We start from the raw sequence: 21,432 nt of genomic DNA on the forward strand, positions 1-21,432 counted from the left end.
ACGCCCGGGTCGTGAGAGCGTCACTCGCCGGTCGTCGGGGCGGCAGCCGGCGGAAGCCCACCGGAGCGTCGTCCGGCCTGTATGTCCCGGGCCACCGCGTCGCCGATGAGTTGTCCACCGCTGGTGAGCATTGCCCGCCGCCAGGGCACCACACCGTCGATCTCGATCTGGATCGACATGGACAGGACCGTCCGGATCAGCACGATGAGGCCGAGGATCAACGCGTCCTCGATGGACGGCTTGGACGTGATGGTGCGGATGAGGTCGGCGGCGACCAGGACTTCGAGCCCGAGGAGGATCGCTGCGCCGAGGGTGTTCCGGAGGATGCCGAATGCGACCCGCCCGCCGTCGTCGCGAAGCAACGATCGGGCGCCGAGCACCACCGCGATGACGAATCCGCCGATCATCGCGAGCGCACCGATCACCTCGAACGCCACTGCGACGCCGGTGAACACGGACTCGAAATCCATGGGCGTCAGCCTACGCACCAGCGAACGGTGAGGAGGGGTCTACTCGCCTGCGAGATCGGCGGACAGGTCGGCCACCTCCACGCCCTCGGGCACCTGCACCTCGGTGATCCGTTCGGGGACATCGTCGAACTCGAGTTTCAGTGCCTTGCTCATCGTCGCGTGCATGTCGTACATCGTGGTGATGTAGGTCAGCTGGAGGATCTGGTCCGGCGGCAGGTGTTCGGCGAGCACGTCGAACACGCCGTCCGGTACCCGCCCGCCGTCGAGCACGAGCGCATCGGTGTAGGCGAGCACCGCTCGTTCGAGCGGGGAGAACAGGTCGCTGACCTGCCACGCCGGGATGGCCGCGATCTTGTCCTCGGGCATCCCGAGCGATCGCATCTGCTTGCAGTGCTGCGAGAAGACGAACTGGCTGCCGCGCGCATACCCCGCCCGGCCCTGGCCGAGCTCACGCAGCAGCGGATCGACGGTCGAGTTGCGGTACAGGGCGAATCCGCGCACCGCGTGACCGAACACGGCGGGGGACTGGGCGAAGACGGTCCACCAGTCGCCCGGCGTCGCGTGGATGGTGCCGTGGTCGACGGCCGGGTCCTTGTCCTTTCCGAAGAGGTGATCGTAGAAGTAGAGGATCTTCTCATCGGTGACGTCGGCACGGTGGACCTCGGGCAGGCGTGGCATCGGGTTCCTTTCTCGGCGGTGCAGGTCAGTTGGATGCGTGAACGTGGCGGTCGGCCGCCGTCTTTGGTTCATGGGAAACATCCGCATCGGTGAATTCTCTTGTCCAGCAGGCGAACTCCAATAGAACGCCATCGGGATCTTGGAAGTAGAACGACCGCACGAAGGTACCCGGGTGCACGTGGCGCGAGACGCCGGCAGGGCTGTCGTCGTGGTTGAGCACCGGGCTGACCGCGACGTCCTCGGCCTCCAGTCGGGACCGGTACTCGTCGAACTGTTCCGGCGGCACGGCGAAGGCCACATGGTTCATCGACCCGACGGCGCTGGCGAGTTCGCCTTCGTCGGGCCGTCCCTTGGGTGCGGCGATCCCGGGTGCGGCCTCGGGGGAATCCGCCAGCCAGAAGAACGCCACCGTGTTGCCGCCGCCGCAGTCGAAGAAGAAATGCTGGCCGAGTCCCGCCGGCAGGTCGAGTGTCTTGACCAAGGGCATGCCGAGCACGCCCGAGTAGAAGTCGATCGTCCGGCGCATGTCGGCACACACCAATGCCAGGTGATTGATGCCGCGGAGTTCGAACTTGGGGTTCGTGGTCGACATGGAGCTCCTTCCCGAACATGACTTGACTGTCATGTCATCTTCTTGGATAGTCTTGAACGTGGCGAAGTCGTCTGTCAACACCCCGACAGCACCGGTTGATTCGCTGTCGCCGCGGGGGAGGGCGACGCGTGACTCGCTGCTCGACGCCGCCACCCGGGTCTTCGAGCGCGTCGGCTTCCTCGACGCCCGGGTCGAGTTGATCGCGCAGGAGGCCGACGTCTCGTACGGCACCTTCTACCGGTACTTCGAATCGAAGGAAGAGGTCTTCCGCGAGCTGAGTACGCGGCTGTTCACCGATGTCCATCTCCGCGAACCGTCGGCACCGGGCCGGACGCCGGCCGAGCGGCTGATCGCCTCCAATCACGCCTATTACCAGGCGTATCGCCGCAACGCTCGCATGATGGCCATCGTCGAACAGGTCGCGACCTTCAACTCCGAGTTCCGAGAGTTGCGGCATCGGCATCGGGCGCAGTGGATCGAGCGGACCGCCACCGCGATCGCACGATGGCAGGACGAGGGTCGCGCGCGGGCCGCGCTCGACCCCACCATGGCTGCGCGGGCGATGGCGGCGATGGTCGACCACAGCCTGTACCTGTGGTTGGTCCAGGGCGAGGACGCCGACGAGACGAAGTTGCTCGACACCCTCGACCAGATGTGTCTGGGCGCGTTGGGCCTCGACGATTGAGACCACGGTCGTCCACGCGTGGGCGGCCGGAGACGAACGGGGAGATCGATGACGATCGACGAGTTCGCGGATCCTCCACGACGGCGGATTCGTTCCGGAGCGCGCTGACCGGGTCCCTCGCCGACGCCACGGAGTTGTCGATTCCGGGTACATCGGCCCGTTGCATGCCGTGGCGGTTCGACGCCGCGCGACCTGGACACAATGATGACCCGATGAGAAAGAGCACATGATGACCGACCTGGCGACTTCCGTACCGGGCGACGACTTGGCCCAGCTATGCGCTCGCATGCGCGCCTTCATCGACGACGAGGTGATCCCGCGCGAGCGCGAGCTGACCGGCGACGAGGATGCCTCCACCGAGGTTCTCGGCGGATTACGCTCCCGTGCAAAGGAACTCGATCTGTGGGCACTCGGCCACCCGTCGGACGTCGGCGGTGGTGGTGTGCCGTTCATGGACTTCGTCCACCTGAACGAGATCATCGGACGATCGGAGTTCGGTCAGCTCGCGGTCGGTTCGGTGACCATGCAGGACACCATCATGCTGCACAAGCACGGCACCGAGGAACAACAGCGTCGGTGGATCCCCGGCATGGTCGCCGGTGACCTGCTCCCGTCGGTGGGGCTGACCGAGCCAGAGGTCGCCGGATCCGATCCGACACTGATCGCGACCCGTGCGGAGCTCGACGGCGAGACCTGGGTGATCAACGGCCACAAGTGGTTCACCACCGGCGTCAACCGCGCGGCGTATTGCTCCGTGTTCGCGCGGACCGAAGACGAGTCGGCGCCCCGACATTCGCGGATCAGCTCGATCATCGTGCCGACCGACACTCCGGGATTCGAGATCGTCCGCGCGATCCCGACGATGGGTCATGACCCGAGTGACCACTTCGAGGTCCGTCTGACCGATGTCCGGGTTCCGCGGGAGAACCTCCTCGGCGAACGGGGTAAGGGCTTCGTGATCGCCCAGGACCGGCTCGGTCCGGGCCGGATCTTCCACTGCATGCGGTGGCTCGGCCAGGCCCAGCGCGCATACGAATTGATGTGTGAGCGCGCCAATTCCCGCTTCGTCCATGGCTCGTTGCTGGCCGAGAAGGGTGAGATCCACCGATACATCTCGGAGTCGGCGGCGGAGATCCAGGCGGCCCGCCTGATGACCCTCGATGCTGCCCGGGTGATGGACACCGGCGACGATGCGCGCGTCCAGATCGGCCTGATCAAGTTCTGGGGTGCACGTATGCTCCACAACGTGATCGACCGTTCGATCCAGGTGCACGGCGCTCTCGGCCTGACCGCCGACACGCCACTGGAGCGGATGTACCGACAGGCCCGCTACGCGCGCATCTACGACGGTCCGGACGAGGTGCATCGGATGTCGACCGCGCGCCGGTTGCTCCGCGACCCCGACGCCGCGCCGTGGCGGTGAGCACGACGATGACCGACAGCAGTGAGGCGCTGGCCGCCGGGATCGGCGCCGTGCTGGCGAAGGCCACCGGCGCGGAGATCGTCGTCGACGGCGTCCGCCGGCTCACCGGCGGAGCCAGCCGTGAGACCTGGGCGGCGCGCACGCACTCCGGTGTCGGGGAGCGCACCGTGGTGCTGCGGCGCGACCCACCGGGTCATGGCGAACCCGCCCGGATGCGTGCCGAGGCCGCCTGTCTGCGTGCCGCGGCCGATGCGGGCGTTCCGGTCCCGACCCTGATCGCCGCGGGCGACGACGCGCCGGGGATCGACGCCCCCTATCTCGTGACCGACATGGTGGCCGGCGAGGCGATCGCCCGGAAGATACAGCGCGACGAGGAGTTCGCCACGGTGCGTGGCCACCTCGCCCGGGAGATGGGCCGGGTGCTGGGGCTGATCCATCGCACTCCTACCGACACGCTCGACATGCTCGACGACCGCGATCCGGTCGACCTCATCGAGACGATCTATCGGGACGTCGACGACCCGCGACCCGCGGTCGAGACCGGCCTGCGATGGCTTCGCGACCATCGACCAGGCCGACGGCCGGACACCCTGGTGCACGGCGACTTCCGCATGGGAAACCTGCTGATCGACAACTCGGGCATCCGGGGTGTGCTCGATTGGGAGCTCGCTCATCTCGGTGACCCGATCGAGGATCTGGGGTGGTTGTGTGTGCGCGCGTGGCGCTTTGGCCAATCGCCGCCGGTGGCGGGGGTCGGCTCACGCGAGGACCTGCTGGACGGTTATGGCGACGTCACCGGCGACCGTCCCGACCTCGAGGAGCTGCACTGGTGGGAGGTCTACGGAACACTTCGATGGTTGGTGCTCAGCCGATTTCAGGCCTACCGGCACCTCAGCGGCGCCGAACACTCGCTGGAACTGGCGGCGGTCGGTCGCCGGGTCTGCGAATCGGAGTACGACCTGCTCCTCGCACTGGGCCTGCTCGACGAGCCCGGGCACGATGCGCATGCCACCGCTGCGGCCAACAGACTGCACGATCGGCCCGCGCTGACGGAGATCCTGGACCTCGTGTCCGAGACGCTCCGAGACGACGTCCTGGGTGCGTTGCCGGCCGAGAGCGGACGAGAGAAGTACCTGCTGAGGATCTGCCTGAATCTGCTCGGCATGGTCGATCGTGAGATCGACAGCAGCGCAGATCAAGTCGTCGTAACGGATGGTTTGGCGGCACTGGGTTTCGCCGACGAGGTGACGCTCGCACAGGCGATCCGCGCCGGAGACGTCGATCCGGCGGCGGCCGGTGTCCGTCCCGCGATGTCGGCGGCGGTGCTCGCTCGTCTTCGGGTTGCGAATCCCCGTCATTTCGATCGTTGATGACGGCGTGAGGTCCACAACGGCCGGGACCCCGTGGTCGGATGGTGTCGGTTGTGGCGGCGGAGACACCCACAATCAGTGCCCGTGACCGCGCCAATCGTGGTTCACTTGTCGCGGTCAGCCTGTGCCGGTGGATGTCCGCGCCTGGACAGTCATACGTCGTCGCATCGCCGTCCCTGACGGGCGCAGGTTGGGGGAGTGCCGGGTGGGCTGGGGGAAATGGGGAGGACCTTCATGTGGCGGAAACCTGTCGTCGTGGGCATTGCCGTGTGCATCGCGATCGTGGGCGCGCTGACGGGAGCCCCGTCCGCGGGGGCGGTACCGGCACCGGTACCGGACGTGTCGACTCCCGCCGCGAGCGGGGCGAGACTCGTCGCCGTCACGATGTCGTCGCCGGCACGCGCGACGGTGACGGTCTATTCCGCCGCGATGGGGAGGCCCATCAACCTGTCGGTGCTTCTTCCGCGGGATCAGGGGACGCCGCGGCCGACGCTCTACCTTCTCGACGGTATCGACGGCGGTGTGTATACGAACTACACCGAGAGCGGGTGGACTCGCCAGACCGACGTCGCGCGATTCATGGCCGACAAGGATGTCAACGTCGTGCTGCCCATCGGGGGAACGGGTTCGTATTACACCGACTGGACGTCGCGGGATCCGGTGCTCGGACTGAACCGCTGGGAGACGTTTCTGACCAAGGAATTGCCGCCGCTCATCGATTCCCGCTTCCGGGGAAACGGGGTGAACGCCATCGGCGGGCTCTCCATGGGGGCTCTGGGCGCAATGTCGCTTGCCGTACGGAATCCCGAGCTCTATTCGGGCGTCGCGGCATTCAGCGGTTGCCTCGACCAGGGGAGTACCGAACTCCGCCAGGCGACCGCGGCAACGGTGGCCACCCGCGGCGGTAACCCCGACAACATGTGGGGACCGCCGGGCGACTCGGACTGGGCGGCGCATGATCCTGCTGCTCGTGTTTCCGCGCTCAAAGGAAAGCCGATCTATGTCGCGGTCGGCAACGGGCTCCCTGATCCCTCACTCGGGCTCGCCGGTATCGCGTCGCCCGTGGGCGGCATCCTCGAGAGTGTTGCTCTGCGATGCACGATGAGTTTCCGGGAGAAGGCGGACCGGGCCGGCGTCAGGGCGACCTACGACTTCCGTGCCGGACTGCACTCGTGGGGTTACTGGGATCAGGATCTCCACCGCGCGTGGCCGACGCTGGCCAAAGCTCTGCGCGTCGGCCGCTGACGGGCCGCGCGACGCGGACGCCACATCGTCTTCGTCGCGAGAATCATCCAGTGCCTAGATCGATCCGGCCCAGCGTGCGATCAGATCGCGAATGCGTTGCTCGGTGAAGAGGTCCGCGCCGGTGTCCGGGTCGATGTACGGCGAGGCATCGGCGGCGACGACGAGCCGGTACCGATCGGGATTGTCCAGGTTGTGTACGACCCCGCCGATTTCCACCCGTGCGGACCTGCCGGGCGTCGTGACATGGAAACCGTGCGGCCGCGTGAGCGCGTTCAGTTCCTCGATCTTGGAATGTGACGGACCCGGGACCTGAAAGCTCACAATGCGACCTCCTCGGTGTCGACGATCTTTCCCACTGCCCCAGGGTAGGGCGGTGGCGGCTGGAGGCGGACGTCCGTGCGGGCAGTGGTGCGCAACAACAAGAAAGGTACTCTCGCAAGGGTGCCTGACCTGCGATGACAGTCGTGCGAAACCGGGTCACTCCTCAGGCACCGGCGCCGCCGTCGACCGGCACGATCGCGCCGGTCACCATCGAGGCGCGGTCACTGAGCAACCACGCGGCCGCCTCCGCCACCTCGCGGGGCTCGGCCATCCGGCCGAGCGGGATAGACGCGTTGATGTGCTCGATGATGCCAGGTGTCGCTGCCTCCCACGTGTCGATCATCTCCGTGGCCGTGCCGCCGGGGGCGATCCCGTTCACGCGGATCTTGTGAGGGGCCCAGCTCACGGCGGCACTCTCGGTGATGCTGTTGAGTGAGCGCTTCATGGCACCGTACGCGGGCAGGTCGGGGTTCGCGCGCCGGCTACCGATGCTCGAGGTGTTGACGATCGCCCCGCCGCCGCCTCGTCGCATGAGCGCGGCCTCGGCGGTCATCGCAGTCCAGTGCGCCCGGAAGTTCACCGTGAATTGCTCCTCGATGTCCTCGTCACTCGTCATGTCGAGTGGGCCGGGCTGCTGGATCGCAGCACCGTTGTTGAACGCGCCGTCGAGCTGTCCGTGAAAGTGCTCGATGCGGTCGATCGCAGCGCCGATACTTGCGCGGTCGGCGAGGTCCACTGGCACGGCATCCGCCTCGGCACCGTCGGCACGGATCTCTTCGACGATCTGCTGCAGTGCATCGATACTGCGGGCAGCGAGCACGACGCGAGCGCCTTCCTGCGCAAAGAGCCGGGCCGCGGCCGCCCCTATCCCGCGGCTCGCGCCGGTGATGAACACGACCTTTCCGGCGAGCATGCCGATGGGTGCGATGTCTTTGTTGTTCGTCATGGTGACAGCGTCAGGCAGCCTTCACGCCGGATACAGGCACAGTCAGTACCAGGATCCATCGGCGCACGAGCGTCCATACTCGGGGTATGGACAAGCAGGAGCTCGGGGAGTTTCTCCGGAGCCGTCGCGAGCGACTCCGCCCGGAGGACGTCGGCCTCCCGTCCGGTTCGCGCCGGCGGACACCAGGTCTTCGTCGCGAGGAGGTCGCGGTCCTCGCGCACATCTCGACCGAGTACTACGTCCGCCTGGAGCAGGGCCGGGCGCCGCGACCGTCGAGTGAGGTCCTCGCCGGGATCGGAGGCGCGTTGCGGCTCACCGATACCGAGTCCGATCATCTCCACGTCCTCGCAGGGACCGCTCCGAGCCGTACCGCACTGCATCGACGCGACGTCCGCCCCAGCGTCCTCGCGCTCCTCGAGCGGCTACCCCAGACGGCCGCTTTCGTGACGTCCGCGGTCTTCGAGGTGCTGGCGTGGAACGACCTCGCTGCCGCCCTCATGGAGGACTTTGCCGCACTCGCGCCGGGCGACCGCAATCTCGCGCGCCGAGCATTTCTCCCGCCGACCCACGCCGAGACGGCGCTGTACGGGGTCTCGGACGCCGCAGAGTTCCGGCATCACGTTGTCATGGAGCTTCGCTCGACCGTTGCCCGGTACCCGTCCGACCCCGCCGTGTCAGCCCTCGTCGAGGAGCTCCGCAATGCCAGCCCCGAGTTCGCCCGACTCTGGGAACGCCATGACGTGCAGGCTGCGCCGATGCTCACGAAGACTTTCCGTCATCCGGTCGTCGGGGAGATCACCGTCGACTGCGACTCACTCACACTCACCGACCGCGACCAGACGCTCGTGCTCTACAGCGCACCCCCGGGGTCCCCGTCCGCCGAGGCCCTGGCGCTTCTGAATGTGCTCGGCGTGCAAGCCAGGGACTACCTGCCGTAACCGAGTGGCAACGCGCAACGGCCGGACAGCAGAGACGCGGCCCCCGATCATCTCGGAAACCGCGTCTGAACTGTGTAAATAGTGGTGCGCGATACTGGGATTGAACCAGTGACCTCTTCCGTGTCAGGGAAGCGCTCTCCCACTGAGCTAATCGCGCGTGACTATGAAGTTGGTGTTCTTTGGAGGCGGCGACGGGAATCGAACCCGTGTGCACGGCTTTGCAGGCCGTTGCCTCACCACTCGGCCACACCGCCAATTGCGAGAGGACTCGCTCGCCGAGCGGATGACGGGATTCGAACCCGCGACCCTCACCTTGGCAAGGTGATGCGCTACCAGCTGCGCCACATCCGCATGGTCGGGAGCTGATCTTGTGGATCTTTTGTTGCTCTCGACGCGAAGCAGAACACTATCGGACCACTCCACACCTAGCCAAATCGCCTGGTCAGCGCATCGCGTCATGCCGGTGAAACATGACGACACGACGACAGGGTGGGGATTTGGGTTCCGCATGCCAACCCGTGTAATCTTCCTCCTCGTGCACTGGCGCCGAGCGCGCCGAGCGCGGTCCCGTGGCTCAGTGGAAGAGCGTCCCGTTCACACCGGGAAGGTCGCTGGTTCGATCCCAGCCGGGACCACCGAGTCAAAGGCGTCATTGCGCTGTCGCGCACAACATCTGCACTACGTCGGCTGTCTTCCGGGCCGGGGTCGGCACCCAGGCCAGGAAACCGACCCTTTGCGCTTATGTGGGACACCGCGGCGGATATCAGTGGGTATGTACCGTGGCGGTCGATCCGACATTGCGCAACGCGGGAACCGCGTGCTCTGGCAAGGCCTTCCGCCTCGCACGCGACCCAGAGGGCAAAGGCCTCATGTGTGACCGCGGGCGCTGGATTCACGTCCGCTCGATGTGACACCACGCCCACTTGCCGCAGAGTGCGGCGCTCCGACGCCGTCGCCGTAAATCACCCGCCCGGCGGCGGCCCCGTGACCATGTGCTTACGCTCGAACTCCGGTGCTTCGGGATCGCTGTGGACGATTTCGCAGTAGGTCACCGGCGGCTGACGGAGTACGAGTCCGGAGGCGGGTGAACATCGGTTGATGTCAGAGACGGCGATGCGGCGGGTCACCTGCCACGTCGTCAGATCGCATTCCGGCGAGACCGCCACCAGGTTCCCGCGCTCACTACCGGGCGAGTAGCAACTCCCGACGTGCAGATTGGGGGCCAGGCACATCGCGCCGTAGAACGTCATCGTCGAGGTATGTCGACCGTCGAAGTCCTTGATCACGTAGCGTCCGAAGGCGGTCTTGCCCTTGTCCCGGTCCGCGCACGTGGTCGTCCTCTCGAACGTGTGCGACACCACCACGTATCCGGCCTTGGGTGAGGAACAATTGAGGGCGGTGTTGGCGGCATGGCCGCCGCGCATCATGTTCGCGACGACCGGGTTGTCGAATCCACTCACACACTGACCGACCTCGACGTCGTCCCAGTGCTCGCCGTTGTCACGGGTCTTGAGCCAGTAGCCACCGCCCACGACCGCAACGATCAGGATCAACGATCCCACCAACCGGCCTCTGGCGCCCCACCGATCGCACCGTCCCGACATGACCCAGATCCTACGTGTGGGTGACTCGCGGCTCAGTCGACCGGATGAGTGAAATAACCTGCGGCGCACGGCCGGTAGACCCCCCCCTGGAATCGCTGCCCGACTGTCCGCTTCGAGGCAGCCCGGGCGGTCACCACCCGGCGCAGGTCAGGTAGCGGGTCCGCCGACGCGCCGGCGCCGGTAGCCGTCGCGTAGGCTTGACGGGCAAATTCGGTCGGGCGGTAGCGAAGCGGGGAAAATGTCGGCCTGGAAGCGGTTGCGTCTGTGGGGCCGCCAGCGGCGTTACATCATCCGTCGCAACCCGAAACTGCACCGCGTGTATCGCCTCGCAGTGGGTGTGGTGGGCACGTTGGTGCTCGCGTGCGGCATCGTCGCCATCCCGTATCCGGGTCCCGGCTGGCTGATCGTGTTCCTCGGGCTCGGCATCCTGGCCTCGGAGTTCGCCTGGGCGCACCGCGTGCTGACCTTCGCCCGGGGTAAGTACGACGCATTCATGGACTGGATGCAGCGTCAGCACTGGTCGGTGCAGGCCGTCGCGTGGCTGGGGACCGCCGCGATCGTCGTCGTCACCTTGTGGCTGCTGGGCGCGATCGGGATGGTCGCCGGTTGGGTGAACATCGACGCCGACTGGCTCGCGAGCCCCATCCTGTCCTGACGACGCGGGTGCGCCGCGCCGAACGGGTCGGCGGATGCGGGTCGTCGAACAGGCGCAGATACGATCAGAGGCGCAACCAACCCGCCTCGACACGTCCATCGTGTTCTGACTGCTGAGGAGCGTCCTCGTGCCCGACGATCTCCAGGTGACCACCCCCGCCACCATCCGTGTGCCGGCCGGGACCACCGCGGGTACGGCGCTTCGCGATCACGACCTGCCCAACAAGGGGCCGGACGCGATCGTCGTGGTCCGCGACGCGGCCGGGCAACTGCGCGACCTCTCGTGGACCCCGGATCTCGACACCGACGTCGAGCCCGTCGCCGCGAACACCGAGGCCGGGCGCAGCGTGATCCGGCATTCGTGCGCGCACGTCCTGGCACAGGCCGTGCAGGAACTGTTCCCGAACGCAAAGCTGGGGATCGGGCCGCCGATCAAAGACGGCTTCTACTACGACTTCGACGTCGCTGAGCCGTTCACCCCCGAGGACATCACCGCCCTCGAGAAGAAGATGAAGCAGATCATCAAGGCGGGACAGCGGTTCTCGCGGCGGGTCTACTCGTCGAAGGACCAGGCGCGGATGGAGCTGTCCGCCGAGCCGTACAAGCTCGAACTGATCGACGACAAGGGCGCCGCCGCCGACAGCGAGGTCATGGAGGTCGGCGGGGCGGAACTGACCGCCTACGACAACCTGAATCCGCGCACCGGCGAACTCATCTGGTGCGACCTGTGTCGGGGTCCGCATGTGCCGACGACCAAGTACATCTCCGCTTTCAAGCTGACCCGTAGCTCCGCGGCCTATTGGCGAGGTGATCAGGACAACGCCGATCTGCAGCGGATCTACGGCACGGCCTGGGAGTCCGCGGAAGCCCAGGACGCCTATCTCGAACTGCTCGCCGAAGCCGAACGACGGGACCACCGCAGACTCGGCGCGGAGCTCGACCTGTTCAGCTTCCCGGACGAACTGGGTTCCGGTCTGCCCGTCTTCCATCCCAAGGGCGGCATCATCCGCACCGAGATGGAGGACTACTCGCGTCGGCGCCACATCGATGCCGGTTACGAGTTCGTCAACACCCCACACATCACCAAGGGTCATCTCTACGAGGTCTCCGGCCACCTGGATTGGTACGCCGACGGCATGTTCCCGCCGATGCAGCTCGACGCCGAGCTCAACGACGACGGCACCGTGCGCAAACCGGCGCAGGACTACTACCTCAAGCCGATGAACTGCCCGATGCACAACCTGATCTTCCGGTCGCGCGGTCGGTCGTATCGGGAACTGCCGTTGCGGCTCTTCGAGTTCGGGTCGGTCTACCGATACGAGAAGTCGGGCGTCATCCACGGTCTGACCCGGGTGCGCGGCATGACCCAGGACGACGCGCACATCTACTGCACCCGCGACCAGATGCGCGACGAGTTGCGGTCACTGCTGACGTTCGTGCTCGATGTGCTCAAGGACTACGGCCTCGACGACTACTACCTCGAGCTGTCCACCAAGGACCCGAAGAAGTTCGTCGGCGACGACGAGTCGTGGGAGATCGCCACCGAGACGCTCGCCGAGGTGGCCCGCGAATCGGGCCTCGACCTGGTGCCGGATCCCGGCGGCGCGGCGTTCTACGGCCCGAAGATCTCGGTTCAGGTGAAAGATGCGCTCGGGCGCAACTGGCAGATGTCGACCATCCAGCTCGACTTCAACCAGCCCGAACGATTCGAACTCGAGTACACCGGTTCCGACGGCGCCAAGCATCGGCCGGTGATGATCCACCGCGCCCTGTTCGGCTCCATCGAGCGCTTCTTCGGAGTCCTCACCGAGCACTACGCGGGCGCCTTCCCGGCGTGGCTGGCGCCTGTCCAGGTGGTCGGTATCCCGGTCGCCGAGGCCTTCGCGGATCACCTGCAGGCCGTCGTCGACGAGCTCAAGAAGCGGGGCATCCGCGCCGAGGTCGACCATTCCGACGACCGGATGCAGAAGAAGATCCGCAACCACACCACGGGCAAGGTGCCGTTCATGCTCCTCGCGGGCGAACGCGACGTGAACGCCGACGCGGTGAGTTTCCGGTTCCGCGACGGCTCCCAGGTCAACGGGGTGCCGGTGGCCAGTGCCGTCGAACTCATCGCGGTCTGGGTGACCGAGCGCCGCAACGACTCACCCACGTCGGACAGCCTCGACCACGGGGTCGACGGATCGAATGCCGCCGATGGCTGAGCAGGCCGACGCCGCCGGCGATCGGGAGATCCGTGACTGCGGAACCGGGGACCCGGATCGGCTGCAGCGTCTCTGGAGCCCGCACCGGATGACCTACATCACGTCCGATCCGCCGCCCTCGGCGAAATCGACGGGACATCCGTTCCTCGACATCCCGCTGATGTCCGACGAGGACGGGCTGGTGGTGGCACGGGGGGCCGCGGTCTACGCGGTGCTCAATCTCTATCCGTACAACCCGGGCCACACCATGATCGTCCCGTATCGCCAGGTGGCCGACCTCGAAAACCTGACGGCCGAAGAGTCCGACGAACTGATGTCGTTCACGCAGCGGATGATCCGCACCATCAAGTCGGTGTCGAATCCCAACGCGTTCAACGTCGGTCTGAACCTCGGTTACGCCGCAGGCGGCTCACTCGCCGAACACCTCCATCAGCACATCGTGCCGCGCTGGATCGGCGACGCGAACTTCATCACGGTTGTCGGGGAGACGAAAGTCATGCCACAGTTGCTGCGCGACACCCGTTCGCTGCTCGCCGACGCGTGGCTGGACCAGCCGTGACACCGACAGCGTCGATTCCGGCCGGGCGGGGGAGGAAAGGAGCGGTCAGATGCTGAGCATCCGGGGCCGGTCCTCGGTATCCAAGGTGACATTGCCCCTCGGACGCGCACTGCTTCGTACCGGCCTCAGTCCGGACATCATGACCCTGATCGGCACCGCGGCCACCATCGCGGCGGCGCTGACACTGTTCCCGATGGGGTATCTCTTCGCCGGCACCCTGGTGATCTGGCTCTTCGTGATGTTCGACATGCTCGACGGCGCGATGGCCCGTGCCCGCGGTGGCGGCACCAGGTTCGGTGCGGTGCTGGACAGCACCTGTGATCGTGTCGCCGACGGAGCGATCTTCGCCGGACTGGCATGGTGGTGCGCGGTGACCGAGCCGCATCGACTGCTGCTGATCGCCACCCTGATCTGTCTGGTCACCTCCCAGGTCATCTCGTACGCGAAGGCGCGGGCGGAGGCGAGCGGGCTCAACGGCGACGGTGGGTGGATCGAGCGTCCCGACCGGCTGATCATCGTCCTGGTCGGCACCGGCCTCACCGGGCTGGGGCTGGATTGGGCTGTGCACGTGGCGGTCTGGGCGCTCGCCGGGTTGTCGGTCATCACCGTCGGCCAGCGGATGTGGTCGATCTACTCCTCGCCGGGCGCGCGGGATCTGATCCCGCTCGCCACCCAGAACGCCGACGACGACGAACCGCCGACGACGGGCACGCAGCCGCAGGCCGGAGCGCACTGACACACATGGTGACGGGGGAGAGGGCCCGATGAGCTCGGTCACGGGCACGATGGCAGGCCTGGGGTACGCGGCCGGCTGGGCAGCGGTGCGCTATGCGCCGGAATCGGTGGCACGGGGGCTGTTCGACCGCTTCGGCGATCTCGCCGGACGTCGCAAGGGCGGGCCCGCGCAACTGCGCCGGAATCTCGCCCGGGTGGTGGGCACCACGCCGGAGGAAGTGCCCGACGACCTCGTCGCCGCCGCGGTGCGTTCCTATGCCCGGTACTGGTGCGAGGCATTCCGGCTGCCGGTCCAGGATCTCGCCGCGACGGCGGCGACGGTGACGGTCCCCGGACCCGACCAGGTCGTCCTCGATGCCGCCATCTCGGCCGGGCAGGGGGTGATCCTGGCCCTCCCGCACACTGGGAACTGGGACATGGCCGGGGTCTGGCTCGTGCAGAACCGCGGAGACTTCGCGACGGTCGCCGAGCGCCTCGAACCGGAGTCGCTGTTCAGACGGTTCGTCGAATACCGGGAATCCCTGGGATTCGAGATCTTCCCGCTCAGCGGCGGCGAGGAGCCACCGTTCGCGCGCCTCGCCGAGAGGTTGCGGGCGGGTGGCGTCATCTGCCTGCTGGGCGAACGGGATCTCGCGCGGCACGGGGTGCCGGTGACCTTCTTCGGTGAGAAGACTCGGATGCCCGCGGGGTCGGCGAAGCTGGCCATCGAGACGGGCGCGGCGCTGTTACCGGTGCACCACTGGTTCACCGACGCACCGAACTCGATGATCTCCGTCGGGACCCCGATCGACGTGTCGGGCGGTGTGGGACCGGCGACGCAGGCGTTGGCGAACGTGTTCGAGAAGAACATCGCCGCACATCCGCAGGACTGGCACATGCTCCAGCCGCTGTGGGAGGCCGACTGGTCGTCGGAACGACGGGCGCGTATCGAGGGCGACTCCGCGACCGAGGAGTCGGGCCGGTGAGAATAGGGATGGTCTGCCCGTACTCCTTCGACGTCCCCGGTGGCGTGCAGGCGCATGTCGTCGAACTCGCGCAGGTGTTCATCGGACGCGGACACGAGGTCAGCGTGCTGGCGCCGTCAGCGGACGAGGGGCGCCTGCCCGACTACGTGGTCTCGGCGGGTCCCGCGCTCGCGATCCCGTACAACGGGTCCGTCTCCCGGGTGAGCTTCAGCCCGACGGGCTATCTGCGCCTGCGTAAGTGGGTCGACGAGAGCGGCTTCGACGTTTTGCACGTGCACGAACCGAACGCACCGAGCATCTCGATGTTGTCGTTGATGGTCGCGTCCGGCCCGATCGTGACGACCTTCCACACATCGACGACGCGTTCGATGTGGCTGACCGTCTTCCAGGGCATCCTTCGGCCGTACCACGAGCGGATCTCGGGAAAGATCGCCGTTTCCGAACTCGCGCGCCGCTGGCAGATGGAGTCGCTGGGGTCCGACGCGGTGGAGATCCCCAACGGCATCGACGTGGGCGGGTTCGCCGATGCCGAACCGCTGGACGGCTATCCGTGGCCAGGGCACACGATCCTGTTCCTCGGGCGCTACGACGAGCCGCGCAAGGGGATCGACATCCTGATGCGCGCGCTGCCGTCGATCGTGGTGGAGTTCCCCGACGTGCGGGTGCTGATTGTCGGTGGCGGCAGCGAGCGCGCACTGCGGCGCCGTGCCGGATCACTGGCGTCACATCTCGTCTTCCTCGGCCAGGTCGACGATGCGACCAAGGCGCGTGCGCTGCGTTCGGCGGATGTCTACTGCGCCCCCAACCTCGGCGGGGAGAGCTTCGGCATTGTGCTCGTGGAAGCCATGGCCGCGGGGGCGGCCGTGGTGGCCAGCGACCTGAATGCGTTCCGGCGCGTCCTCGACGACGGTCGGGCCGGACGACTGGTGTCGACCGGATCACCGGATGCGCTGGGCGCCGCGGTCATCGAACTGCTCGGCGACGACGAGGCCCGGGAAGAGTTGGTGAGAGCCGGCCGACGACGTGCCGACCGGTACGACTGGTCGCGGGTGGCCGACCAGATCCTACGTGTCTACGACACGGTGACGGTCGGCACCGGGCCGGTCGTCGTGTCCGATTGAAGGAGGTGGGCAGATGACGATATCGGGCCTCACGATCCTCGTGATCGGGGTGATCATCTTGCTTGCCGTCCTGGCCGGCGGGTGGGCGTTCCAGACCGCGAATCGTCTCGACCGGCTCAACGTCCGGGTGGATCTCGCACGTCAGGCGCTCGATGCGGCGCTGGCGAGGCGGGCGGTGGTGGCGCGGGCGATCGCGTCGGGAATGGTCGTCAGCTACGACGAGGAGACACGGTCGGCAGGACAAGCGCTGGCCGCGGCGGCCGACCATGCCGAGCATGCGCCGGCGCACGCCCGTGAACAGTCGGAGAACCGGGTGTCGGCGCTCCTCGCGCAGACCGACACACAGACCAGGCCGCAGGGCCTGGTCGTGGAGCTGGCCGATTCCGAGACCCGCGTGATGATGGCTCGACGGTTCTACAACGACGCCGTGCGTGACACCCGCAACCTGGCCGAACGTCGGCTGGTCCGGTGGTTGCGCCTCGGTGGTACCGCCGAGCTGCCGCAGTACTTCGAGATCATCGAACGCGTCACCCCCAGCGGCCCCGGCTGAGAGGCGGCGCAGGGGGTGTGCGGCCGTACCAGGTCGGATGGGTGACCGACGATGACCGCTGTCCTGTGGCTCGCCTAGACTTGTGGGGCAACCGCGTCATGCGGACCCGGCACCCGGTGCCGGAATGACGACATCAGGAGACATCACAGTGAGTCAATTCCAGTCAGGGAACACTCCCGGACCGGACGCCCCGAACACCCTCAACGGCACGGACGGGAACGGACATCGCGATCCGGCACCGACCGTTGGGCAGGGAACGGCCCGGGTGAAGCGCGGCATGGCGGAGATGCTCAAGGGTGGCGTCATCATGGACGTCGTCACCCCGGAGCAGGCGAAGATCGCCGAGGACGCCGGAGCGGTCGCGGTCATGGCCCTCGAGCGCGTGCCCGCCGACATCCGGGCGCAGGGCGGCGTGTCGCGCATGAGCGACCCGGACATGATCGACGAGATCATCTCGAAGGTCTCCATCCCGGTGATGGCCAAGGCGCGGATCGGTCATTTCGTGGAGGCGCAGATCCTCCAGAGTCTCGGCGTGGACTACGTCGACGAGTCCGAGGTCCTGACACCCGCCGACTACGCGAACCACATCGACAAGTGGCAGTTCACGGTGCCTTTCGTGTGTGGTGCCACCAATCTCGGTGAGGCGTTGCGACGGATCACCGAGGGCGCGGCGATGATCCGCAGCAAGGGCGAGGCCGGTACCGGCGACGTATCGAATGCGACGACGCACATGCGCAAGATCCGCGACGAGATCCGGCGGCTCACGTCGCTGCCGAAGGACGAATTGTTCGTCGCGGCAAAGGAACTGCAAGCGCCCTACGATCTCGTCGTCGAGGTCGCCGAGGCAGGCAAGCTGCCGGTCACGCTGTTCACCGCGGGCGGTATCGCCACCCCGGCCGACGCCGCGATGATGATGCAGCTCGGCGCCGAGGGCGTGTTCGTCGGTTCGGGCATCTTCAAGTCGGGCAATCCGGAGCAGCGGGCGGCCGCGATCGTGCAGGCGACCACGTTCCACGACGATCCGGATGTGCTGGCCAAGGTCTCGCGCGGCCTGGGAGAGGCGATGGTCGGGATCAACGTCGACGACATCCCGCAGCCACACCGACTCGCAGAGCGGGGCTGGTAAGTCCGATCTGCCGTAGGATCTGCTGATCATGGACGCGGCGACGATCGTTCGGGACGCATCCCGTTGCGGCACCGACACACTGGCGGGCCTGCAGCTCGAGTGGGCGGCGGTGTGCAACGTCGGCCGAGTACGCGAGGCCAACGAGGATGCCGCGCTGGTGGAACCGGGGCGCTACCTGCTGGCCGACGGCATGGGCGGTCACGACAGCGGTGAACTCGCCAGCGAGGCCGCCCTCGAGACGCTGGCCGCGGTCGAGGCACTGGGAGACCAGACCGAGACCCAGCTGGCACTCATCGAGTTGCTGTCGGACGCCCAGATCCGGATAGGGGAGATCGACACCGAGTCCGAGCGCCGCGCCGGTACCACCGCGACCGGAGCCGTGCTGGTGACCCACGACGGTGAGCCACACTGGCTGGTCCTCAACATCGGCGACTCACGGACCTATCGCCTCCAGAGCGGCGAGTTCGAGCAACTCACGGTCGATCACTCGCAGGTCCAGGAGTTCGTGGACGCGGGCTTCCTCACCCCCGAACAGGCCCGGGTCGACCCGCGGCGCAACGTGATCACACGTGCGCTCGGGGCCGGCATGGCAGAGCCGGAGGCGGACTTCTTCTCGCTACGCGCGTTGCCCGGCGACACGCTCCTGATCTGTTCGGACGGCCTCACCGGCGAATTGCCCGACGAGGAGATCGCAGACCTCCTCCGGAGTGCGGCAACCGCGCAGGACGGTGCCGAGGCGCTGGTGGAGGCGACCCTCGCGCTCGGTGCACACGACAATGTCACGGTCATCGTCATCGTCGTCCACGAGGCGGCGACCGACGCCGGTGACGTCGACGGGACCGGTCGGGACGGCGCAGCGGTCGACGGGAGCCGAGTCGATGGCGGTCTTGTCGATGGCTGTGACGTCGAGGACAGCGAGGTCGGCGACACCGACACCGACGCCGACGTCACCGACTGACCCGCCGCCTCGACGCGTCGATATTTCCCTGTCAGAATCGCGGAACCTTGCGGCGACTCGTCGCGTCTAACTCACGACAGCAGGGCACACACCGGATGCCCCTCGAATGAGTGAGGACAACCATGACGGTCACCGCACAGCACGCTTCGCAGCGTCACTCGTCTGTCGCTGCCGACGATCGGCCCGTGCACGATGCGGGCCGACACACCGAGGCGACACGTCGTCGGCAGGAGGCGCTCGCGCGCCTCGCACAACGACGGATGCCGCTCCCCGGTCAGCCGCTCGATGGAACCGTGGTCACTCCGCGCCGCACCCGGCCCGGCCGTGCGCACATGACGCTGGTGACGTCGGAGGTACGCGCGGATTCGAATCGTCCGCACTGCTCGTGCGGCACCGACTCCGCGGACACCGAACATCCGGCGCTCACCATCCGCGAGATCGAGGTGCTGCGCACCTGGTTGATGCTCGACTCCAAAACCGCAGTGGCAGAAGCGCTGTTCATCTCGCTCGGCACGGTGAACACGCACCTGACAAGAATTCGGGCGAAGTACTCGGAGGCCGGGCGGACCGCGTCCACCAAGGCCGCGCTGGTGGCACGCGCCGTTCAGGACGGGCTGATCTTGCTCGACGAACTCTGACGAATCACCTGCGCCGCGGGACGTGAGGTCGGCAACACGGCCGATCAGACCGCGCGGGCAGCACGCTCGCAGACCGCCTGGTGCGCGATACTGGGGCCGTGGCAACCATCGAAGAGATCCTCCAGGTCGAGCCCATCGAGACCGACATCTATCGAGGGCTGGCGTTTCCCACGCTCATGCAGCGGACCTTCGGTGGTCAGGTGGCCGGGCAGGCACTGATGTCGGCCACCCGCACGGTGGCTGCCGAGTACGCGGTGCATTCGTTGCACGGCTACTTCGTGCGGCCGGGGAACCCGGAGAAGCCGACGCTGTTCCTCGTCGACCGGATCCGGGACGGCCGGTCGTTCGTCACGCGGCGCGTGACCGGGGTCCAGAACGGCGTCGCGATCTTCACGATGTCGGCGTCGTTCCACGTGCGCACCGATCACGGCATCGAACATCAGGACCGGATGCCACCCGCGCCGGCTCCCGAGGAGTTGCCCGATGAGGCGAACGAACTCCCGGAGGATGCCAAGGCGATCTTCCGAGAGTGGAAGAACTTCGACATCCGGCTGGTGCCACCGGACCGCCTCGCCACCTCCGATTACTTCGCGGCGCAGCAGCGGGTGTGGTTCCGCTACCGTCACCGGCTCCCGGACGACCAGGTCTTCCACGTGGGCACCCTCGCGTACATGAGCGACATGACCCTGCTCGGCTCCTCGAAGGTGCCGCATCCCGATGCCGATCTGCAGGCGGCCTCCCTGGACCATGCGATGTGGTTCATGCGTCCCTTCCGGGCGGATCAGTGGCTCCTCTATGACCAGACCTCACCGTCGGCCTTCGGTGGGCGAGCGCTCACCCAGGGCCGGATCTTCGACCACGCCGGGCGGATGGTCGCCGCGGTCACCCAGGAGGGACTGACCCGCATCGGGCGGGAAGCGCCCGCGGATCGGTACGACGGGCAGGCGCGGTGAGCGGCGTCGACACTCCGCGGATCGGGGTCCTGGCACTCCAGGGTGACGTCCGGGAGCATCTCGCCGCCCTGACCGAGGCGGGCGCGCAGGCCGAGGCCGTTCGCCGCCCGGCCGAACTCGCGGCCGTCGACGCGGTGGTCATCCCAGGAGGGGAGTCGACCACGATGAGTCATCTGCTGAACGTGTTCGATCTGTTCGACCCACTGCGGGAGCGGCTGGCCGCGGGCATGCCCGCCTACGGTTCCTGCGCCGGCATGATCATGCTGGCGAGCACGATCCTGGACACGCGCGCCGACGCCCGCCACCTCGACGCCCTCGACATCACGGTGCGGCGCAATGCCTTCGGTCGGCAGGTGGAGAGCTTCGAGACAGACCTGGAGTTCACCGGTATTACCGACCGGCCGGGGGATGCCCCGATGCGGGCGGTGTTCATCCGGGCGCCGTGGGTGGAGTCCATAGCCCCGGAGGTCGAGGTACTTGCACAGGTGCCGGACGGTCCCGCCGAGGGACGGATCGTCGCGGTGCGGCAAGGTGACGTCCTCGCGACGTCGTTCCATCCGGAGGTGACCGGCGACCGGCGGGTGCACCAGTACTTCGTCGACATGGTGCGGGCCTGATCATCACGGCGCCGGGAGCGTAGCGGCAGTTGAGTCGGCACGCACCGGTAAGATCTTGACGTTGGGCCGATCGTCATCGG

General features: G+C 67.2%; 23 protein-coding genes and 4 tRNA genes. 18 read left to right on the plus strand and 9 right to left on the minus strand.

The window, feature by feature from the left end:
- Positions 1-20 precede the first annotated feature (20 nt).
- From ACPXCG_RS19965 to ACPXCG_RS19975, 3 genes are read right to left on the minus strand one after another with little or no spacing between them, the layout of a single operon-like run.
- On the minus strand, positions 21-470 hold the full coding sequence (locus tag ACPXCG_RS19965) for a DUF1622 domain-containing protein (RefSeq protein WP_425793854.1): 450 nt from the start codon (positions 468-470) through the stop codon (positions 21-23).
- Positions 471-509: 39 nt separating this feature from the next.
- Complete coding sequence (locus ACPXCG_RS19970) at positions 510-1,148, minus strand: carboxymuconolactone decarboxylase family protein (protein ID WP_425793855.1); 639 nt, start codon at positions 1,146-1,148, stop codon at positions 510-512.
- A 25-nt stretch (positions 1,149-1,173) separates the two neighbouring features.
- Positions 1,174-1,740: a VOC family protein gene (locus ACPXCG_RS19975; RefSeq protein WP_425793856.1), complete on the minus strand. Its 567-nt coding sequence runs from the start codon at positions 1,738-1,740 to the stop codon at positions 1,174-1,176.
- Between the two features lie 58 nt (positions 1,741-1,798).
- On the opposite strand from ACPXCG_RS19975, the gene ACPXCG_RS19980 reads away from it, so the two are divergent.
- The 4 genes from ACPXCG_RS19980 (at position 1,799) to ACPXCG_RS19995 (ending at position 6,463) form a co-directional block, all read left to right on the plus strand.
- Positions 1,799-2,425 carry a TetR/AcrR family transcriptional regulator gene (locus ACPXCG_RS19980; protein WP_425793858.1) on the plus strand — a complete coding sequence of 209 codons (627 nt, stop codon included), beginning with the start codon at positions 1,799-1,801 and terminating at the stop codon, positions 2,423-2,425.
- Positions 2,426-2,654: 229 nt separating this feature from the next.
- A complete protein-coding gene (locus ACPXCG_RS19985; RefSeq protein WP_425794018.1) occupies positions 2,655-3,848 on the plus strand; it encodes an acyl-CoA dehydrogenase family protein in 1,194 nt (397 codons plus the stop codon).
- Between the two features lie 8 nt (positions 3,849-3,856).
- Positions 3,857-5,218 carry a phosphotransferase family protein gene (locus ACPXCG_RS19990; protein ID WP_425793859.1) on the plus strand — a complete coding sequence of 454 codons (1,362 nt, stop codon included), beginning with the start codon at positions 3,857-3,859 and terminating at the stop codon, positions 5,216-5,218.
- A 234-nt stretch (positions 5,219-5,452) separates the two neighbouring features.
- A complete protein-coding gene (locus ACPXCG_RS19995; protein ID WP_425793860.1) occupies positions 5,453-6,463 on the plus strand; it encodes an alpha/beta hydrolase in 1,011 nt (336 codons plus the stop codon).
- A gap of 54 nt (positions 6,464-6,517) precedes the next feature.
- On the opposite strand, the gene ACPXCG_RS20000 is transcribed toward ACPXCG_RS19995, so the two are convergent.
- Positions 6,518-6,784, minus strand: coding sequence for a hypothetical protein (locus tag ACPXCG_RS20000; protein ID WP_425793862.1), 267 nt, complete (start codon positions 6,782-6,784; stop codon positions 6,518-6,520).
- A gap of 163 nt (positions 6,785-6,947) precedes the next feature.
- Complete coding sequence (locus tag ACPXCG_RS20005) at positions 6,948-7,730, minus strand: SDR family NAD(P)-dependent oxidoreductase (RefSeq protein WP_425793863.1); 783 nt, start codon at positions 7,728-7,730, stop codon at positions 6,948-6,950.
- 86 nt (positions 7,731-7,816) lie between these two features.
- Here ACPXCG_RS20005 and ACPXCG_RS20010 point away from each other — a divergent pair, with 86 nt between their 5' ends.
- Positions 7,817-8,668 carry a helix-turn-helix transcriptional regulator gene (locus ACPXCG_RS20010; RefSeq protein WP_425793865.1) on the plus strand — a complete coding sequence of 284 codons (852 nt, stop codon included), beginning with the start codon at positions 7,817-7,819 and terminating at the stop codon, positions 8,666-8,668.
- Between the two features lie 82 nt (positions 8,669-8,750).
- Here ACPXCG_RS20010 and ACPXCG_RS20015 read toward each other — a convergent pair.
- From ACPXCG_RS20015 to ACPXCG_RS20025, 3 genes are all read right to left on the minus strand, one after another.
- Positions 8,751-8,825, minus strand: a tRNA-Val gene (locus tag ACPXCG_RS20015).
- 23 nt (positions 8,826-8,848) lie between these two features.
- Positions 8,849-8,922, minus strand: a tRNA-Cys gene (locus ACPXCG_RS20020).
- 24 nt (positions 8,923-8,946) lie between these two features.
- Positions 8,947-9,019: transfer RNA gene (locus tag ACPXCG_RS20025), tRNA-Gly, on the minus strand.
- 212 nt (positions 9,020-9,231) lie between these two features.
- Between ACPXCG_RS20025 and ACPXCG_RS20030 the strand changes: the two genes are divergently transcribed.
- Positions 9,232-9,303: transfer RNA gene (locus ACPXCG_RS20030), tRNA-Val, on the plus strand.
- 327 nt (positions 9,304-9,630) lie between these two features.
- Here ACPXCG_RS20030 and ACPXCG_RS20035 read toward each other — a convergent pair.
- Positions 9,631-10,272 (minus strand): hypothetical protein, encoded by a 642-nt coding sequence (locus tag ACPXCG_RS20035; RefSeq protein WP_425793866.1) that lies wholly within the window; start codon positions 10,270-10,272, stop codon positions 9,631-9,633.
- A 238-nt stretch (positions 10,273-10,510) separates the two neighbouring features.
- Between ACPXCG_RS20035 and ACPXCG_RS20040 the strand changes: the two genes are divergently transcribed.
- The 12 genes from ACPXCG_RS20040 to pdxT all read left to right on the plus strand — a co-directional run bounded on the left by ACPXCG_RS20040 (position 10,511) and on the right by pdxT (position 21,352).
- Positions 10,511-10,927 carry a TIGR02611 family protein gene (locus ACPXCG_RS20040; RefSeq protein WP_425793867.1) on the plus strand — a complete coding sequence of 139 codons (417 nt, stop codon included), beginning with the start codon at positions 10,511-10,513 and terminating at the stop codon, positions 10,925-10,927.
- A gap of 127 nt (positions 10,928-11,054) precedes the next feature.
- The gene (thrS, locus tag ACPXCG_RS20045; RefSeq protein WP_425793868.1) at positions 11,055-13,130 is read left to right on the plus strand and encodes a threonine--tRNA ligase; all 2,076 of its coding nucleotides are present in this window, start codon (positions 11,055-11,057) and stop codon (positions 13,128-13,130) included.
- Positions 13,114-13,689, plus strand: coding sequence for an HIT family protein (locus tag ACPXCG_RS20050; RefSeq protein WP_425793870.1), 576 nt, complete (start codon positions 13,114-13,116; stop codon positions 13,687-13,689). The genes thrS and ACPXCG_RS20050 overlap by 17 nt, the downstream gene beginning before the upstream one ends.
- A gap of 49 nt (positions 13,690-13,738) precedes the next feature.
- The gene (gene pgsA, locus ACPXCG_RS20055) at positions 13,739-14,425 is read left to right on the plus strand and encodes a phosphatidylinositol phosphate synthase (RefSeq protein WP_425793871.1); all 687 of its coding nucleotides are present in this window, start codon (positions 13,739-13,741) and stop codon (positions 14,423-14,425) included.
- A 28-nt stretch (positions 14,426-14,453) separates the two neighbouring features.
- Positions 14,454-15,389, plus strand: coding sequence for a phosphatidylinositol mannoside acyltransferase (locus ACPXCG_RS20060; protein ID WP_425793873.1), 936 nt, complete (start codon positions 14,454-14,456; stop codon positions 15,387-15,389).
- Entirely contained in the window at positions 15,386-16,510 is a 1,125-nt protein-coding gene (locus ACPXCG_RS20065; RefSeq protein WP_425793874.1) for a glycosyltransferase family 4 protein, read from the plus strand. The genes ACPXCG_RS20060 and ACPXCG_RS20065 overlap by 4 nt, the downstream gene beginning before the upstream one ends.
- Before the next feature lie 13 nt (positions 16,511-16,523).
- Complete coding sequence (locus ACPXCG_RS20070; protein WP_425793875.1) at positions 16,524-17,060, plus strand: NUDIX hydrolase; 537 nt, start codon at positions 16,524-16,526, stop codon at positions 17,058-17,060.
- A gap of 148 nt (positions 17,061-17,208) precedes the next feature.
- A complete protein-coding gene (pdxS, locus tag ACPXCG_RS20075) occupies positions 17,209-18,186 on the plus strand; it encodes a pyridoxal 5'-phosphate synthase lyase subunit PdxS (protein WP_425793876.1) in 978 nt (325 codons plus the stop codon).
- 28 nt (positions 18,187-18,214) lie between these two features.
- Entirely contained in the window at positions 18,215-19,144 is a 930-nt protein-coding gene (locus ACPXCG_RS20080; RefSeq protein WP_425793878.1) for a PP2C family protein-serine/threonine phosphatase, read from the plus strand.
- Positions 19,145-19,266: 122 nt separating this feature from the next.
- Positions 19,267-19,782 carry a response regulator transcription factor gene (locus ACPXCG_RS20085; RefSeq protein WP_425793879.1) on the plus strand — a complete coding sequence of 172 codons (516 nt, stop codon included), beginning with the start codon at positions 19,267-19,269 and terminating at the stop codon, positions 19,780-19,782.
- Positions 19,783-19,880: 98 nt separating this feature from the next.
- The gene (locus ACPXCG_RS20090) at positions 19,881-20,735 is read left to right on the plus strand and encodes an acyl-CoA thioesterase (protein ID WP_425793880.1); all 855 of its coding nucleotides are present in this window, start codon (positions 19,881-19,883) and stop codon (positions 20,733-20,735) included.
- A complete protein-coding gene (pdxT, locus tag ACPXCG_RS20095; RefSeq protein ID WP_425793881.1) occupies positions 20,732-21,352 on the plus strand; it encodes a pyridoxal 5'-phosphate synthase glutaminase subunit PdxT in 621 nt (206 codons plus the stop codon). Before ACPXCG_RS20090 ends, pdxT begins: the two co-directional genes overlap by 4 nt.
- Positions 21,353-21,432 lie beyond the last annotated feature (80 nt).

It is taken from the genome of Gordonia sp. DT218 (assembly GCF_049847105.1).
Taxonomy (GTDB): domain Bacteria; phylum Actinomycetota; class Actinomycetes; order Mycobacteriales; family Mycobacteriaceae; genus Gordonia.